This window comes from Streptomyces sp. NPDC102259 (assembly GCF_044766465.1).
Lineage (GTDB): Bacteria > Actinomycetota > Actinomycetes > Streptomycetales > Streptomycetaceae > Streptomyces.
Map to the genome: position 1 here is coordinate 118,255 of NZ_JBIWMA010000010.1, position 13,128 is coordinate 131,382.

Annotated in this window: 13 protein-coding genes; 3 read left to right on the forward strand and 10 right to left on the reverse strand. The window is 69.7% G+C overall.

Translation table 11 applies throughout. The features are described from left to right. Positions 1 to 21 precede the first annotated feature (21 nt). Positions 22 to 1,389, forward strand: a complete 1,368-nt coding sequence (locus ACIRPU_RS23425; RefSeq protein WP_403870369.1) for a hypothetical protein — start codon at positions 22 to 24, stop codon at positions 1,387 to 1,389. Between the two features lie 136 nt (positions 1,390 to 1,525). Here ACIRPU_RS23425 and ACIRPU_RS23430 read toward each other — a convergent pair whose 3' ends face one another. The 3 genes from ACIRPU_RS23430 to ACIRPU_RS23440 form a co-directional block, all read right to left on the reverse strand. Then, a complete protein-coding gene (locus tag ACIRPU_RS23430) occupies positions 1,526 to 2,311 on the reverse strand; it encodes a S1 family peptidase (protein WP_403870372.1) in 786 nt (261 codons plus the stop codon). Between the two features lie 280 nt (positions 2,312 to 2,591). Then, a complete protein-coding gene (locus ACIRPU_RS23435) occupies positions 2,592 to 3,230 on the reverse strand; it encodes a hypothetical protein (protein WP_355705218.1) in 639 nt (212 codons plus the stop codon). A gap of 93 nt (positions 3,231 to 3,323) precedes the next feature. Next, entirely contained in the window at positions 3,324 to 3,929 is a 606-nt protein-coding gene (locus ACIRPU_RS23440; RefSeq protein WP_403870375.1) for a YceI family protein, read from the reverse strand. A gap of 367 nt (positions 3,930 to 4,296) precedes the next feature. Here ACIRPU_RS23440 and ACIRPU_RS23445 point away from each other — a divergent pair, with 367 nt between their 5' ends. Together ACIRPU_RS23445 and ACIRPU_RS23450 are read left to right on the forward strand one after the other, a co-directional pair. Then, complete coding sequence (locus tag ACIRPU_RS23445; RefSeq protein ID WP_403870378.1) at positions 4,297 to 5,901, forward strand: acyl-CoA carboxylase subunit beta; 1,605 nt, start codon at positions 4,297 to 4,299, stop codon at positions 5,899 to 5,901. A gap of 67 nt (positions 5,902 to 5,968) precedes the next feature. Continuing rightward, positions 5,969 to 6,160, forward strand: a complete 192-nt coding sequence (locus ACIRPU_RS23450; protein WP_020131456.1) for an acyl-CoA carboxylase subunit epsilon — start codon at positions 5,969 to 5,971, stop codon at positions 6,158 to 6,160. Positions 6,161 to 6,295: 135 nt separating this feature from the next. Here ACIRPU_RS23450 and ACIRPU_RS23455 read toward each other — a convergent pair whose 3' ends face one another. The 7 genes from ACIRPU_RS23455 to ACIRPU_RS23485 form a co-directional block, all read right to left on the reverse strand. Continuing rightward, positions 6,296 to 6,877 (reverse strand): ATP/GTP-binding protein, encoded by a 582-nt coding sequence (locus ACIRPU_RS23455; RefSeq protein ID WP_054239772.1) that lies wholly within the window; start codon positions 6,875 to 6,877, stop codon positions 6,296 to 6,298. Next, positions 6,858 to 7,445 (reverse strand): DUF742 domain-containing protein, encoded by a 588-nt coding sequence (locus tag ACIRPU_RS23460; RefSeq protein ID WP_355705215.1) that lies wholly within the window; start codon positions 7,443 to 7,445, stop codon positions 6,858 to 6,860. Before ACIRPU_RS23460 ends, ACIRPU_RS23455 begins: the two co-directional genes overlap by 20 nt. Before the next feature lie 95 nt (positions 7,446 to 7,540). Beyond that, on the reverse strand, positions 7,541 to 7,954 hold the full coding sequence (locus tag ACIRPU_RS23465) for a roadblock/LC7 domain-containing protein (RefSeq protein ID WP_037737006.1): 414 nt from the start codon (positions 7,952 to 7,954) through the stop codon (positions 7,541 to 7,543). A gap of 10 nt (positions 7,955 to 7,964) precedes the next feature. Beyond that, complete coding sequence (locus ACIRPU_RS23470; RefSeq protein WP_403870383.1) at positions 7,965 to 11,264, reverse strand: nitrate- and nitrite sensing domain-containing protein; 3,300 nt, start codon at positions 11,262 to 11,264, stop codon at positions 7,965 to 7,967. A 376-nt stretch (positions 11,265 to 11,640) separates the two neighbouring features. Then, a complete protein-coding gene (locus ACIRPU_RS23475; protein ID WP_054239771.1) occupies positions 11,641 to 12,216 on the reverse strand; it encodes an ATP/GTP-binding protein in 576 nt (191 codons plus the stop codon). Further along, positions 12,197 to 12,595: a DUF742 domain-containing protein gene (locus ACIRPU_RS23480; protein WP_009190816.1), complete on the reverse strand. Its 399-nt coding sequence runs from the start codon at positions 12,593 to 12,595 to the stop codon at positions 12,197 to 12,199. Before ACIRPU_RS23480 ends, ACIRPU_RS23475 begins: the two co-directional genes overlap by 20 nt. Before the next feature lie 112 nt (positions 12,596 to 12,707). Continuing rightward, the gene (locus ACIRPU_RS23485) at positions 12,708 to 13,121 is read right to left on the reverse strand and encodes a roadblock/LC7 domain-containing protein (protein WP_020128762.1); all 414 of its coding nucleotides are present in this window, start codon (positions 13,119 to 13,121) and stop codon (positions 12,708 to 12,710) included. Positions 13,122 to 13,128 lie beyond the last annotated feature (7 nt).

A 13,128-nucleotide genomic window follows, 5' to 3' on the forward strand; every position in this document is an offset into this window, starting at 1 on the left:
GCTTTCGGGTAGCTTCAAAGTATGAAGGTCGCTCTATCGGCCCGAAGCTCTGCCGGACCGCTGATCGCACTGGCGCTCGCCGTCCTGACCGCTCTGGCGGTCCTGACGGCGGGCGCCCCGCGCGCCTTCGCGGCCACCGGCGTCTCGACGATCGCCGCGGCCCTGCGCGAGAGCCCCCTCTACGTCGATCCGGAGGCGAGCTCCCAGCTGTCCCAGGCGGACGCGCACGCGCTCCAGCAGCAGATCGAGGGCGCTGACAAGCCCCTGTTCATCGCCGTCCTGCCCGCCGGCTACCCCACGGCGGACCTCTTCACCGACCTGCGCACCGCCACCGGCGTGACCGGCCTGTACGCGATCCGCCTCGGCGACCGCTTCGACGCCCGCGCCGACTCCTCGGTCCTGTCCCGCACGGCCGTCCGCAACCTGGTCGCCAGTGTCCAGGGCGAGGACGACGCCAAGACCCAGCTGACCGACTTCACCGACCGCGCCCTGGCCAACATGGGCGGCTCGGCCCCCGAGAGCTGGAGCTCCTCGGGCGGCGGCGACGGGATCTCGTCCACCGCGCTGATCACGGCCGGGGTGGTGCTGGTTGCGGGCGGGGCGGGCGCCTACACCCTCGTACGGCGCAACCGCCGACGGCACGCGGCGGAGCAGCGGGCCGCCCTCGAGCGGCTGCGGGTCGTCGTCGACGAGGACATCACGGCCTTCGGCGAGGAGCTCGACCGCCTGGACTTCCATCCCTCGGAGCCGGGCGCCGACGACTCCATGCGCGCCGACTACGAACGCGCCCTGGACGCCTACGAGCAGGCGAAGTCGGTCATGGCGGCCGCGACGAGACCCGAGGACGTCCGCGCCGTCACCCAGGCGCTGGAGGACGGCCGTTTCTCCCTCGCCCAGCTGGCCGCCCGCCGTACGGGACGGCCGTTGCCCGAACGCCGGCCGCCGTGCTTCTTCGATCCCCGCCACGGCCCCTCGGTCACCGACGCCACCTGGACGCCGCCCGGCGGGGCCACCCGCGAGGTCCCGGTCTGCGCGGCGGACGGGACCCGCCTGGCCGACGGCCGCGACCCGGTGATCCGCGAGGTCGACAGCGACTACGGCCGCCGCCCGTACTGGGAGGCCGGCCCCGCCTACGGCCCCTGGGCGGGCGGCTACTTCGGCGGCGGCATCCTGCCCGGCCTCCTCGTCGGCACGATGCTCGGCGGCATCATGGCCGCCCCGTCCTACGCCTCCGACTACGGCACCGGCTACGGCGACTTCGGCGGGGGTTACGAGGGCGGCGACGTCTCCGGCGCCGACTTCGACCCCGGCGACTTCGGCGGCTTCGGGGGCGGCGGGGGAGGGGACTTCGGCGGGGGCGGCGGGGGCGACTTCGGCGGCGGGTTCTGACGCCCGGCCCGGTGCGGTGGTTCAGCCGCGCGGGTTCGGGGCGGTGCCTCACTCGCCACGGGCCCGGCGCGCGACGGCGCCGGGCCCGTGGACGTCGTACGAGGCACTCCCGTTCAGTTCACGGGATGGGTGCGCGTCAGAGCGAGGCCGCCGCCGAGGCGATGGCCGAGGCGAAGGTGGAGACCTCGGAGTAGACGCCGGGGGCGTTGGCCCGGGCGCAGCCGATGCCCCAGCTCACGATGCCGACCTGGACCCAGGCGTTGGCGGAGTCCCGGCGGAACATCGGGCCGCCCGAGTCGCCCTGGCAGGTGTCGGTGCCGCCGGCCGCGTATCCGGCGCAGATCTCGTCACTGGCGACGAGGCCGCTGTAGCCGCTGTACGCACGACAGGTCGCGTCGCTCACGAACGGCACGGTGGCCTTGAGCAGGTAGCGCTGCTGGGCGCCGCCCTCGCTGGCCGAGCCCCAGCCGGCGATGGTGAAGGTGCCGGTGTTGTACTGCGTGGTGGTGGCGATCTTCAGGGTGGACTGGGTGGTGATGGGCGAGGCGAGCTTGATGAGCGCCCAGTCCTTGCCGTTGCCGTTGTAGCCGGGGGCCCGGTACACGTAGGTCGACTTGACCTGGACCCGGCCGGTGGTGGACTGGAGGTCCACGACGCCGGCGGTGGCGGTGATGCTGGTGTTGGCGCCGGTCCCGCTGACGCAGTGCGCGGCGGTGAGCACGATCTGCTGGGTGTAGAGCGCTCCGCCGCAGCCCATGGAGAGCCGGACCATGAACGGGAACTCGCCCTGCGCGGCACGGGTTCCGCCGACGACGGGGGAGGGGGCGGCCTGTGCGGAGGAGAGGGGCTGAAGGCTGGCGATCGCGAGGGCGGCCGCGCCGACGGCGGCGAATCTCTTGAACGCGGTGAGGAGTCTCTTCAAGGTGCTGCCTTCCGTGGGGGGTTGGCTTGACGTGAGCATGTCAACGCAAGTTGCGCACCGCAAAGAGATGTCCATGCGCTGGCATGGTCAGGTCAAATCTGTTGCTGGATTATGAGAACTCCGCAAGCCCTCACACAAGGGGGCTGATTCAGCCACTTCCGTCCGCCGCCGGCCCCACTCGCCCACCGTCGGCCCCACCCGTCCCCTTGGCGGCTCCACCCGTCCGACTGGCGGCCGCTCGCCGGGGCGCGGCCGGCCGCCAGTGCCTGGGGAGGCGACGTCAGTCCTGGACCGCCGCCTTCGCGAAGTCGAGCAGCCCCTCGAAGTCGATCGCCCCCGGATCCCCGTGCGCGTTCTCCGGTACGTGCATGTGCCCGCACACCCCCTTGAACGCGTTCCACCGCTCCGCGCCCATCCGCTGACCGCCCCCGTTCCCGGCGGACTTCGGGTACGCGGGCCAGAGCGCCGGTCCGCGCAGCGGGACACGGTGGTGGATGTGCATCCAGGCCAGGTACTCGGCGAGGGCGCGCAGCGCCCACTCCGGCGCCTTGGGCCAGTAGACGTGGGCCTGGTCGCGGGCCTTCCACTTGGCGTGCGTGTCGGGGTCGCAGGTGCCGACGAGCTCCGCCTGGCAGACGTTCAGGGTGTTCGTCTCGACGCCGCCGCGCTTGTTGACCAGCGCGCGTGAGGAGACGTCGATCTCGAAGTGCTGGTACCACTTCAGTTTCCTGGCGGCGAAGTCCGGCACCGCCGTCAGGTTGGGCGCGGCCGAGCCGCCCTGGTAGTCGGGCAGTGAACGCCCCTCGGTGGTGTGCAGGACGACGACGTTGACCTCCATGGGGTCGCCGCCGAAGTCGTCCTGGTACCAGTGGTCGCGGTTCGCGCCGGGGTAGTGCTGGGGTCCGGTCCTGGTGCTCATGCCTCGCGACTGTGACATGGAACACGCGAAGGGGTCGGGAGCTCTTCGCTTCCGACCCCTATTCGACGTTTTCCACCGTATTCGGCCGAGCGCTTACGCGTTCTTGATCGCCGAGATGTCGAAGTTCAGCTTGATCTTGTCCGAGACCAGGACGCCGCCCGTCTCCAGTGCCGCGTTCCAGGTCAGGCCCCAGTCCGAGCGGAGGATCTCGGCCTTGCCCTCGAAGCCGACGCGCTCGTTGCCGAACGGGTCCTTGGCGGCGCCGTTGAACTCCAGGTCGATGGTGAGCGGCTTGGTGACGCCGAGGATGGTCAGGTCCCCGGTGATCCGGTAGTCCTCGCCGCCCAGGGCCTCCGTCGAGGTGGAGCGGAAGGTCATGGTCGGGAACTCGTCGGTCTTGAAGAAGTCGGCGCTCTTCAGGTGGCCGTCGCGGTCGGCGGACCCGGTGTCGATGCTGTCCATCGTGACGTCGATGGAGGCGGTGGACTTCGACGGGTCGGCGCCGTCCAGGTGCAGCGAGCCGGTGAAGTCGTTGAACTTGCCCTTGACGTTCGTGACCATCGCGTGGCGGGCGACGAAGCCGAACGTCGAGTGGGCGGGGTCGATCGTGTAGTCGCCGGTCAGGGCGGCGAGCTCGGGGTTCACCGTGGTGACGGCGGTGGCGGTCTCGTCGGTGTTCTTGCGGCCGAAGATGCCCATGACGTGCTCCTTGGGGACGGGAAGATCGATTATGTTTAATCTTCAACGAGGTCAACAGGAACGACCGTAGACCTATTCCGTTCAATGTTCAACATCTTCGCCGCATGGGTGTCCGCCGCCGGAATCCGGCGGACGTGGACCGCCGTCCGGACGCTCCGTTTCACTCCGGCGAGGGCATGTGCACGCCGGGAATGTGAGGCGGGTCTCAGTCCCGGACTTTGTGCGACCCCTACAAGCCCCAGCCCCTCTGAGCAGTCGGAACGGCTGCATGTCCGCCCGGTTCTGTTCAGGGCTACCAGGAAAACGCGCCGGAGACTGTACGGAGTCGACGTCCCTCTTTCCTTGGTGGGCTTCGTAAGGTCACTACATGACCGTTTTGGAAGAGACGACGGGCGAGCCGACCGCGGTGCCTTCGGAACCCACGGATGCGCGCGGCCGCGTGGCCGAGCTGCACGAGATCCGTGCCCAGGCGCTGGCCGGCCCGAGCGAGAAGGCGACCCAGGCGCAGCACGCCAAGGGCAAGCTGACCGCCCGGGAGCGGATCGAGCTGCTCCTTGACCCGGGGTCCTTCCAGGAGGTCGAGCAGCTGCGCCGGCACCGGGCGACCGGGTTCGGCCTGGAGGCCAAGAAGCCGTTCACCGACGGTGTGATCACCGGCTGGGGCACGGTGGAGGGCCGTACGGTCTTCGTCTACGCCCATGACTTCCGCATCTTCGGCGGCGCGCTGGGCGAGGCCCACGCCACGAAGATCCACAAGATCATGGACATGGCCATCGCGGCCGGCGCCCCGCTGGTCTCGCTCAACGACGGCGCCGGCGCCCGTATCCAGGAGGGCGTCTCCGCCCTCGCCGGCTACGGCGGCATCTTCCAGCGCAACACCAGGGCGAGCGGGGTGATCCCGCAGATCTCGGTCATGCTGGGCCCCTGCGCGGGCGGCGCGGCCTACAGCCCCGCCCTCACCGACTTCGTCTTCATGGTCCGCGAGACCTCGCAGATGTTCATCACCGGGCCGGACGTGGTCAAGGCCGTCACCGGCGAGGAGATCAGCCAGAACGGCCTCGGCGGCGCGGACGTGCACGCCGAGACCTCCGGCGTCTGCCACTTCGCGTACGACGACGAGGAGACCTGCATCGCGGAGGTCCGCTACCTCCTCTCGCTGCTCCCGCAGAACAACCGCGAGAACCCCCCGCGCACCGAGTCCACCGACCCGGCCGACCGCCGCGGCGACGTCCTGCTCGACCTGGTCCCGGCGGACGGCAACCGTCCGTACGACATGACCAAGGTCATCGAGGAGATCGTCGACGACGGCGAGTACGTGGAGATCCACGAGCGCTGGGCCCGCAACATCATCTGCGCGCTGGCCCGGCTCGACGGCCAGGTCGTCGGCATCGTGGCCAACCAGCCGCAGGCCCTCGCCGGTGTCCTCGACATCGAGGCATCCGAAAAAGCTGCGCGCTTTGTCCAGATGTGTGACGCTTTCAATATCCCGATCGTCACTTTCCTGGACGTCCCCGGATTCCTCCCGGGCGTCGACCAGGAGCACGGCGGAATCATCAGGCACGGAGCGAAGCTGCTCTACGCCTACTGCAACGCGACCGTGCCGCGGATCTCCCTGATCCTGCGCAAGGCCTACGGAGGTGCCTACATCGTCATGGACAGCCAGTCCATCGGCGCCGACCTCACCTACGCCTGGCCGACGAACGAGATCGCCGTGATGGGCGCCGAAGGTGCCGCCAACGTCATCTTCCGGCGTCAGATCGCCGAGGCCGAGGACCCCGAGGCCATGCGGGCCCGCATGGTCAAGGAGTACAAGTCCGAGCTGATGCACCCGTACTACGCGGCGGAACGCGGCCTGGTCGACGACGTCATCGACCCCGCCGAGACCCGTGAGGTCCTCATCAAGTCGCTGGCCATGCTCCAGTCGAAGCACGCGGACCTGCCCTCGCGCAAGCACGGCAACCCCCCGCAGTAACCCGGCAACCCCCACGGGTAACCCACCGGATCCCCTGCGGAAACCTCATCCACGGAGACTTGCACCCATGAACGCTCCCGACATCCGCGTCGAGAAGGGCCACGCCGAGCCCGAGGAAGTCGCCGCCATCACGGCGATCCTCCTGGCCCGCGCGGCCGCCCAGTCGTCCCCGACCGAGACCCACCGAGGCCGCCCCAAGGCCGGCTGGCGCCGCCTGGAGCGCGAGGGCGGCTTCCGCGCCCCGCACAGTTGGCACTGAGACCCGCGCACGTCGCGGAAGGGCCCCTCTCGTCCGAGAGGGGCCCTTCCGTATGCGGTCGCTCACCCGGTCGGCGCGACAACGGCGAAGGCCCCCTCCGGGCGGAGGGGGCCTTTCGGCTGTCTGCTGCCGGTGCTACCGGAGTCGAGCCATCAACGCGTGCTCCACGAGCGTGATCAGCGCCGACTTGGCGTCCGCGCGGTGGCGGGCGTCGGTCGTGATGATCGGGGTGTCGGGGCCGATCTGCAGTGCCTCGCGGACCTCGTCCGGCTGGTAGGGCTGCGAGCCGTCGAAGCCGTTGAGGGCGACGACGAACGGCAGGCCGCTGTTCTCGAAGTAGTCGACGGCCGGGAAGCAGTCGGCGAGACGGCGGGTGTCCACGAGCACGATCGCGCCGATCGCGCCGCGCACCAGGTCGTCCCACATGAACCAGAAGCGGTCCTGGCCCGGCGTACCGAAGAGGTACAGGATCAGGTCCTGGTCCAGGGTGATACGTCCGAAGTCCATGGCGACCGTGGTGGTCGTCTTGTCCCCGGTGTGGGTGAGGTCGTCGATCCCCGCGGACGCGGACGTCATGACGGCCTCGGTGCGCAGCGGGTTGATCTCCGAGACGGCCCCGACGAACGTGGTCTTGCCCACGCCGAAGCCGCCCGCCACCACGATCTTCGCGGACGTGGTGGAGCGGGAAGGCCCTCCGCTAGAGCTTGCGAAGTCCACTGAGCACCCTTTCGAGCAATGTCACGGCTGGCTGGCCGCCGGCGCTCTCGTCGCCGCCGGGCTGATGGATGGCGACCAGTCCCGCCTCCGCCAAGTCGGCGACGAGGATCCTGGCCACGCCGAGAGGGATGGTCAGCAGCGCCGAGATCTCGGCGACCGACTTGATCTCTCGGCAGAGGTTGCAGATCCGCTGATGCTCGGGCAGTTGGCCCTGCATCTGGTGCGGCTGCGCAGTGGTGTGCACCAGCGCCTCGATGGCGAGCTGGTAACGCGGGCGGGTCCGGCCACCGGTCATGGCGTACGGACGCACCAGCGGGTTGTTCGACGCCCCTGCGGGCGCCGGCTCCGGGGTGCGGCGATGCGGCTGTACGGGCTGGATGCGCGGCGCCGACGGCTGGTCGTACGGGGACGGCCCGGGACCCTGCGGACCCTGGGGCGTGTACGGCCTCTGCTGGCTGGGCGCGGAGGGGAAGTTGTAACGGTTCGGGTTCTGGGAACCGTCGCCTTGGCCCTGGGCAGGGCCGTACGACCAGTTGCCCGAATTCGATCCGCCTGGGGGTGTTGCCACTCTCTCTCCTCCTCCGATGTGCCTGGCACCCATCACGTGGAAGCCGCGTCCCGAAACCCTACGGCCTCGGGACGCCAAAACGCACCGTTCGTTTGTTAGTTGAGGAGGCTCCCTTGGAGCTCCGCACGAAGGTCGGGGGTCAGAACCGAACCGGCTCGGTCCACCAGAAGGGCCATCTCGTACCCAATGAGGCCGATGTCCGCCTCGGGGTGGGCGAGAACCGCGAGGGAGGAACCGTCGGAGATGGACATGAGGAAGAGGAATCCCCGCTCCATCTCCACAACCGTCTGGTTCACGCTGCCGCCCTCGAAGATCCGGGAGGCGCCTGCCGTCAGGGACGTCAGGCCGGAGGCCACGGCCGCGAGCTGATCGGCCCGGTCGCGGGGGAAGCCTTCGGACATCGCCAGAAGGAGTCCGTCGGCGGAGACCACCACGGTGTGGGACACCCCCGGGGTGTTGTCCACGAAGTTGGTGATCACCCAGTTCAGGTTCTGTGCCGCCTGGCTCATCGGGCTCACACTAACGCTCCTGGTTGTAGGTGCTGTCAGGACCGAGGCCCTGGCCGTTCGTTTCACTGCTGCCTGCGCTGCGTCCGCGCTGGACGCCCCGACGCAGGTTGCTCAACCTGCCTCGGACGTCCTCCGGGGCGCGGGAGACCTGAGGGCCTCCCTGGGGGGTGCTCTCGGCGGCGCCCTCGATCAGATTGGCCTTGGGCACCCGCCGCGGCAGGCCGGAGGAGGTGACCCCGCCCGCCTTGGGCTTCTTCAGGGAGGAGGCCTGCTGCCAGCGCTCGTCGTTGGCCGAGCGCCAGGAGTCGCCGCCGCCGTTGCTCTCCGCGGGGGAGGCCGCCGGCTCCTGCTTCGCGGGCCGGGCGCCGTTCGCACCGCTCGCGGGGGAGCCGCGGCGGGGGAGACCGGCGTCGGTCAGCGCGTGGGAGGCGGAAGAGGTCGGTCCCGGACGGTCGAAGCCTACGCGGTTCTGCTCACCCGCGTCAGCGGCCTGCGCGGATTCCGCTTCCGGAGCGTACTGGTCCGGGTAGCTGTTCTGGTAACCGTTCGTGTGGCCGTTCTGCTGGGGCCAGTCGTCCTGGTAGGACTGCTGTTCCTGGTACGGCTGGAAGCCCTCGGACGCGGCGGCGGGGGCGGCCGTCCGGTCCTCCTGGCCCGGCTCCGCATACGCGGGGTCCGGGTAGCCGCCGTTCGACGCGAAGCCGTCGTTCTGCGGCAGGCCGCCGTTGCCGGAGAACGACTCGCCCTGCGGCACGCCGCCGTTCGGCGCGAAGTACTGGTCGTCGTACGCCGGGCGCTGCTGCTCCTCGTACGACGTCTGCTGGTCGAACGCCGCCGGCTGCTCGGCGTACCCGGTCGCACCGCTGTCGTAGCCGGCCCCGGCACCCTGCTGGGCGGGGTCGTAGCCGTTCTGCCCGGCGCCGTACGGCTGCTGCTGACGGGGCGCGTCGAAGCCTTCGGCGGGCTGCTGCTGGCCCGGCTGGCCCGGCTGGGACTCCAGGGCCGCACGACGCTCCTCGCGCATCAGCGAGCGGCCCACCGGGTCCAGGTCGCGGATGTCGTCGGGGACCTCGTACTGGCTGTCGTCGAAGCCCAGCTCCGCGGCGGTGCGCATCGGCAGACCGTTGCTGAAGTCCTCGCCGCCACCGCCGTAGTTCTGCTCCGGGATGATCTGCGAGACGGTGAACTCGTCGCGCGGCTGCTGCTGCTCGCCGCCACCACCGTGGGTGATGGCGTCCGGCAGCATGACCAGCGAGGTGGTGCCGGCCTGCTCGCCCGAGGGGCGCAGCTGGACGCGGATGCCGTGCCGGTCGGACAGCCGGCCGACCACGAACAGGCCCATGCGCTGCGAGATCGCGGCGTCCACCGTCGGCGGGTTGGCCAGCTTGTGGTTGATGTCCGCGAAGTCCTCGGCGGTGAGGCCGATGCCCTTGTCGTGGATCTCGATCATCACGCGGCCGTCGGGGAGACGGGTCGCGGTGACGCGGACCTTGGTCTGCGGGGAGGAGAACGTCGTGGCGTTCTCCAGGAGCTCGGCGAGCAGGTGCACGAGGTCGGTCACGGCACGGCCGTGGATCTCGGCCTCCGGTACGCCGGACAGCTCGATGCGCTCGTACTGCTCCACCTCGGAGGAGGCGGCGCGCAGCACGTCGACCAGCGGGACCGGCTGGTCCCAGCGACGGCCGGGCTCCTCGCCGGCGAGCACCAGGAGGTTCTCGCCGTTGCGGCGCATACGGGTCGCGAGGTGGTCCAGGCGGAAGAGGTGCTCCAGCTGGTCCGGGTCGGCCTCGTTGTTCTCCAGGTCGGTGATCAGGGTCAGCTGGCCCTCGATCAGGGACTGGTTGCGGCGCGAGAGGTTGGTGAAGATCGCGTTGATGTTGCCCCGGAGCAGAGCCTGCTCGGCGGCCAGTCGGACGGCCTCGCGGTGGACCTGGTCGAAGGCGCGGGCGACTTCGCCGATCTCGTCCCTGGTGTTGATGGGGATCGGCTGGACGCGGGTGTCCACCCGGCCCGGGTCGGTGCGCGAGAGCTGGTCGACCAGCATCGGCAGCCGCTGCTCGGCGATGCCGAAGGCGGCGTTGCGCAGCTGGCGCATGGCCTGGCTCATCTGGCGGGCCATGAGACTGGCGACGATGAACGCGGCGAGCAGGGCGATGATGACGATGGCGCCGTTGATGATGGCGTCCTGCTGCGCGTCGGAGGCGATCTCTCCGGCGTCGGTCACCGCACGGTCGATGAGCTCGCTCTCGACCTGGCTGTAGCCCTCGAACTTCAGCGTCGAGGCCGCCATCCAGGCATCGGCGGTGACGCCCTTCTCGGCGAGCTGTGCCGGAGACTGACCACTGCTGATCGCCTGGATCATCTTGGTCATGGTCGGCGGGGCGGTGAAGTCCTCACCCGCGGCGTCGGCCTTGGCCTTCGCGTCGGCGGCCTGCTGCGCGCCCTCCTCGGTCTTCTCCTTCATGACCTCGGTGAGCCGCGCGGCGTCCTCGGTGGTGCCACCGGAGACGTACTCCTGCTGGGCGATGCCCTCGAGGTAGGCGTACGAGGTGAAGGCGGTGAGCTGCTGCCGGAAGATCGTCTCGTCGGGGCTGGGCCGGACCAGCAGGTGCATGCCGATGGCGCGCTGGAGGGACTCGGCGCCCTTGGCCAGGGCGACCGCGTAGACGGTGCGGCCGTAGGCGGTGATGTTGCCGGTGCCGAGGCCGAGTTCGTTGGAGAACTCCATCAGCAGGTGCTCGACCGCGACGTAGCCCTCTTCGGTCTTCACCGGGTCCAGGGCCTTGGTGTAGGCGGCGGCGCGAATCTTGGCCAGGGTCGGCTCGGCCGCCTCCACCAGCTTCAGACGGCGCTGGAGGCCTTCCTTGTCCGGCATCCCGACGACCTCGTCGTGGAAGGCGGTGGCCTTGGCGTCGGTGGTGGCGCGGGCCGCCTTGACGTCCGAGTCGTCCTTCTTGGACTGGAGCAGCGGCTGCGCGCTGATGTCCCGCTCGTTGAGCAGGGCCTCGGCGTACTCGCCGGCGGCGGCCACGATCTTCGCCGTCTTCTCGGCGTCGCGGGCCTCCTGCCAGGTGTCGATCGAGTTCTTCACCTGGAAGCCGCCCATGACCAGGCCGACCATCACGGGTATGAGCAGGATCGCGTTCAGCCGGGTGGGCACCCGCCAGTTCCGCGGGGAGAGGCGGCCGCCGCTCTTCGCGGGTGCGGACGCCGGCTCCGAACCGGGCACAGGGGCGGGCGCCGCTCCGCGCGGCGGCGGGGTGAAGTTGCCCCGGGCCGCCGGCTCGGGACTTTGCTTGCTTCGCCTCACTCGACCAACAACCTCTCGGCGGTCGGCACCTTCGTCGTGCCGCAGTGTCTCAGAGCCCGGTCAGCCATCGACCATGAGTACGTCATTGACTATTGGGCAGTTCAGGCATTCCAGCACGGCGACCAGCGCTCTTCCAAACATGAGAAAGCGCTGGTTCGATGTGATGTAAGCCCCAGATAAAACGGTCAAAAAGAACGAGCCCCGCCAAAAGGCGGGGCTTTCGTGTGCGCAGCGAGACCACGCGACCGCGACGCGTGTCGATACCTGTGGATTCCACTGCCGAAACGTTATGAACACCGGAGCCGACCGTGTCAAAGGCCACAGTCGGCTCCAGAGCGTCTACGACAACTGCCGTACGTCACCAGGTGCTTGAAAATTACCGCAGTCGCGCCATGAGCGCGTGCTCGACCAGCGTGATCAGCGCGCTCTTGGCGTCCGAGCGGTGCCGGGCGTCCGTCGTGATGATCGGGGTGTCCGGTCCGATCTGCAGCGCCTCGCGCACTTCCTCGGGCTGGTACGGCTGCGAGCCGTCGAAGCCGTTGAGCGCGACGACGAACGGCAGGCCGCTGTTCTCGAAGTAGTCGACCGCCGGGAAGCAGTCGGCGAGACGGCGGGTGTCCACCAGGACGATCGCGCCGATCGCACCGCGCACCAGGTCGTCCCACATGAACCAGAACCGGTCCTGACCCGGCGTACCGAACAGGTAGAGGATCAGGTCCTGGTCGAGCGTGATACGTCCGAAGTCCATGGCCACCGTGGTGGTGGTCTTGTCTCCCGTGTGGGTGAGGTCGTCGATGCCCGCGCTCGCGGACGTCATCACGGCCTCCGTGCGCAGCGGGTTGATCTCGGAGACGGCGCCCACGAACGTGGTCTTGCCCACGCCGAAGCCCCCCGCCACCACGATCTTCGCGGAGGTGGTGGCCCGCCCCCCGTCAGAGCTTGCGAAGTCCACTGAGCACCCTTTCGAGCAGCGTCACGTCCGGAGCGCCGCCGTTGTTCTCGTCGCCGCCCGGCTGGTGGATGGCCACCAGTCCGGCCTCGGCGAGGTCCGCGACCAGGATCCGCGCCACCCCCAGCGGCATGGCCAGGAGAGCGGAGACCTCCGCGACCGACTTCACCTCGCGGCACAGATGGCAGATGCGCTGGTGCTCCGGGAGCAGCCCCATGAGCGCTGCCGGGTCGGCCGTCGTGCTGATCAGTGCCTCGATGGCCAGCTGATAGCGCGGCCGCGTCCGGCCGCCGGTCATCGCGTACGGACGCACCAGCGGCTGGTCGCCCTCATCCCCGTACGGCTCCGCGTACGGATCATGATGGGCGGTGGGCGGGGTCATGGATCCTCCGGGCGGGACAGCATTCGCGGTCAGTCGTGCCGTCCGTCGAGGCCGGTGGGGGGATTGTGTCGGCCGGACGGTGATTTCGTGAGGCGGGTAGTGCTGGGGCGGGTCAGTGGAGCAGACTGCCCTGGAGTTCGGCGCGCAGGTCGGGCGTGAGGACCGCGCCCGCGCGGTCGACAAGCAGTGTCATCTCGTAGCCGACGAGGCCGATGTCGCACTCGGGGTGTGCGAGGACGGCGAGCGACGAGCCGTCCGAGACGGACATGAGGAAGAGGAACCCTCGTTCCATCTCGACGACGGTCTGCGCGACGCTGCCGCCCTCGAAGATCCGGGAGGCGCCGGCCGTCAGCGAGGTCAGCCCCGACGCGACGGCCGCCAACTGGTCGGCACGGTCGCGCGGGAAGCCCTCGGACATCGCGAGCAGGAGCCCGTCGGCGGACACGACAACGGTGTGGGACACCCCAGGGGTGTTGTCCACGAAGTTGGTGATCAACCAGTTCAGGTTCTGTGCCGCCTGGCTCATCTGACTC

Excerpts from the sequence above, each read along its gene's own strand:
- ACIRPU_RS23425 (WP_403870369.1), top strand. The coding sequence starts at position 22 with ATGAAGGTCGCTCTATCGGCCCGAAGCTCTGCCGGACCGCTGATCGCA.
- ACIRPU_RS23435 (WP_355705218.1), bottom strand. The coding sequence starts at position 3,230 with ATGAGCACCAGGACCGGACCCCAGCACTACCCCGGCGCGAACCGCGAC.
- ACIRPU_RS23440 (WP_403870375.1), bottom strand. The coding sequence starts at position 3,929 with ATGGGCATCTTCGGCCGCAAGAACACCGACGAGACCGCCACCGCCGTC.
- ACIRPU_RS23445 (WP_403870378.1), top strand. The coding sequence starts at position 4,297 with ATGACCGTTTTGGAAGAGACGACGGGCGAGCCGACCGCGGTGCCTTCG.
- ACIRPU_RS23450 (WP_020131456.1), top strand. The coding sequence starts at position 5,969 with ATGAACGCTCCCGACATCCGCGTCGAGAAGGGCCACGCCGAGCCCGAG.
- ACIRPU_RS23465 (WP_037737006.1), bottom strand. The coding sequence starts at position 7,954 with ATGAGCCAGGCGGCACAGAACCTGAACTGGGTGATCACCAACTTCGTG.
- ACIRPU_RS23480 (WP_009190816.1), bottom strand. The coding sequence starts at position 12,595 with ATGACCCCGCCCACCGCCCATCATGATCCGTACGCGGAGCCGTACGGG.
- ACIRPU_RS23485 (WP_020128762.1), bottom strand. The coding sequence starts at position 13,121 with ATGAGCCAGGCGGCACAGAACCTGAACTGGTTGATCACCAACTTCGTG.